Origin of the sequence: Spirillospora sp. NPDC049652 (genome assembly GCF_040675125.1) — a bacterium.
Classification (GTDB): Bacteria; Actinomycetota; Actinomycetes; order Streptosporangiales; family Streptosporangiaceae; genus Spirillospora.
Window position 1 is genome coordinate 1 of sequence record NZ_JBFAOF010000954.1, and the last position, 2655, is coordinate 2655.

At 74.1% G+C, this 2655-nt stretch carries 3 protein-coding genes; all 3 read right to left on the reverse strand.

The window, feature by feature from the left end:
* A partial coding sequence (locus AB0J52_RS35365) for a 2-keto-4-pentenoate hydratase (protein WP_500187274.1) occupies positions 1–645 on the reverse strand: 645 nt, incomplete at its 3' end.
* A complete protein-coding gene (locus AB0J52_RS35370; protein WP_500187275.1) occupies positions 642–1454 on the reverse strand; it encodes a 2-keto-4-pentenoate hydratase in 813 nt (270 codons plus the stop codon). The genes AB0J52_RS35370 and AB0J52_RS35365, both read right to left, overlap by 4 nt.
* A 10-nt stretch (positions 1455–1464) precedes the next feature.
* Positions 1465–2655: aldehyde dehydrogenase family protein (locus tag AB0J52_RS35375; protein WP_500187277.1), on the reverse strand; the 1191-nt coding region annotated here is incomplete at its 5' end.

Consider the following 2655-nt stretch of genomic DNA (forward strand, 5'->3'; position numbering starts at 1 on the left):
GTCGCCCGCGCGCAGCACGATCCCGGCGTCGGTCGCCAGCCGCGCGGCGGCGCGCAGCGCCCGCATGGGGTCGCCCAGGATCGCCGCGGACGAGCCGGTCTGCACGGGCCGTCCGTCGATCTCCAGGACCATGCCGACGTTGGCGACGTCCCGCGGGCTGTGCCAGGCGCCGACGCCGAACCCGGACGCCGAGGCGTTGTCGGCGATCACGTCGGCGAGGGTGAACTTGAAGCCGTCGTAGCGGGAGTCGAGGATCTCGTAGCCGACCGCGATCCCGGCGACGGCGGTGTCCACGTCGGCGGCGCGGGTCACGTCCCGGCCGATCAGGAAGACGATCTCCGGTTCGACGCGCGGGTGGATGAGCCCGGACACCTCGGCGGTCGACTCGACCATCATCCGGTCGGTCAGCTGGCCCCAGATGACGTCGTCCACGCCCATCTGGACCATCTTCGCGCGGCTGGTGAAGCCCATCTTCACGCCCGCGAACCGCTCGCCCCGGCGCCGGCGCAGCTCGATGCCCGCCCGCTGCACGTCGTAGGCGGCGGCCACGTCCAGCCTGGGCTCGGACGCGCTGAGCATCCCGATCGCGCGGCCGTCGCGGCGCGCCTCGTCCAGGCGGGCGGCCAGCCCTCTCACGTCGGTCACGACGCGTCCTCCTTCGCGGACTCCTTCTGGAAGGCGACGCGGACGTCGCCGAGGCCGTCGATGCGGGCCTCCAGCACGTCGCCGGGCGCGACCGCCGCCATCGGGCCGAGGGCGCCGGTGAGGACGGTGTCGCCGGCGCGCAGCGGGCGGCCCACCCGGACGAGGGTGTCGGCGAGCCACAGCGCCGCGTTCAGCGGGTGGCCGAGGCAGGCCGTGCCGGTGCCGGTCGAGAGCTGCTCGCCGCGCCGCTCCAGCACCATGCCGCACATCCGCAGGTCCACGTCGGTGAGCCGGACGGGCCGGCTGCCGAGGGCGTACATGCCGCAGGAGGCGTTGTCGGCGACGGTGTCGGCGAGCGTGATGTCCCAGTCGCGGATCCGGCTGCCGACGACCTCGATCGCGGGCAGCGCGAACGCGGTCGCGCGGATGATGTCGGCGACGGTGTGCCGCTCGTGCGTCAGGTCGTGCTCCAGGACGAGCGCGACCTCGGCCTCGGCCTTGGCCTGCATGACCGCGCCCGCCGGGATCTCCGCGCCGTCCGGGACGGCCATGTCGGCGAACAGCATCCCGAAGTCGGGGGTGTCCACGCCGAGCTGGCGCTGCACGGCGGCCGAGGTCAGGCCGATCTTGCGGCCGACCAGGCGGCGGCCCTCGACGACCCACGCGGTGGTCAGCCGCTCCTGCACGGCGTAGGCGTCGTCCGGGGTGGCGAGCAGGTCACGGACGGGCGCGCAGGGCGTCCCGCTCGCGTACGCCGCCAGGATGCGGTCGGCCGCCTGCTCGACGGCGGTTGTCGCGGTCTCGGTCACGGTCTCGCTCTCAGATCTGGATGCAGACGTTCACGGGCTCGGAGAAGAAGTCCAGGGAGTACTCGCCGCCCTCGCGGCCGATCCCGGACGCCTTCACCCCGCCGAACGGGGTGCGCAGGTCGCGCAGGTTCCAGCAGTTCACCCACACGATGCCCGCCTCGATCCGGGGCGCGACGCGGTGGGCCCGGGAGAGGTCGCGGGTCCAGACGGTCGCGGCGAGGCCGTACTCGCTGTCGTTGGCGAGCCGGACGGCCTCCTCCTCGGTGTCGAACGGCGCGACGTGGCAGACCGGTCCGAAGATCTCCTCGCGGACGGTCCGGGCCTGCTCGGACAGCCCGGTCAGCACGGTCGGCTCGACGTGGAAGCCGTTGTCGCGGTCGTCCCCGAAGGCCGGGACGCCGCCGCCGGCGACGACCGTCGCGCCCTCCTCGACCGCGAGCCGGTAGTACGACAGCACCTTGTCGCGGTGCGCGGCGGAGATCATCGGGCCGTAGCCGTCGAGCTTGCGGACGCGCTCGCCGAGCCGCTCGACGAACTCGTCGAAGACCGGCCGCTCGACGTAGACCCGCTCGGTGCACAGGCAGATCTGCCCAGAGTGGGTGAAGGACGACCGGACGGTGCCGTCCACGGCGGCGTCGAGGTCGGCGTCGGCGAACACCAGCGCCGGGTTCTTGCCGCCGAGCTCGAACGAGACCGGGGTGACGTGGTCGGCGGCGTTCCGCATGATCGCCGCGCCGGTGGCGGACTCGCCGGTGAAGGCGATCGCGTCCACCCCGGGGTGGCCGGTGAGGAAGGCCCCGGCGGCGTCCGCGCCGTGCCCGTGGACGAGGTTGAACGCCCCGGCGGGCAGCCCGGCCTCGTGGATCACCTCGGCGAGCAGCGTCGCGGTCGAGGGGGTCTCCTCCGAGGGCTTGGCGACCACCGCGTTGCCCGCCGCCAGGGCCGGGGCGACCTTCCAGGTCAGCAGCAGCAGCGGCAGGTTCCAGGGGGAGATGATCGCGACGACGCCGAGCGGGCGCCGGACGGTGTAGTTGAGGGCCTGGCCGGCGCCACCGCTCCAGCCGGGGACGCGGGTGCTGTAGGCCCGTTCCGGGCGGCCGTACAGCAGGTCGGCGTAGGCGCGGAAGTTGCCGGCGGCGCGCGGGATGTCCACGGTCGCGGCCAGCTCGCGGGGCTTGCCGGTGTCGCGGACCTCGGCGTC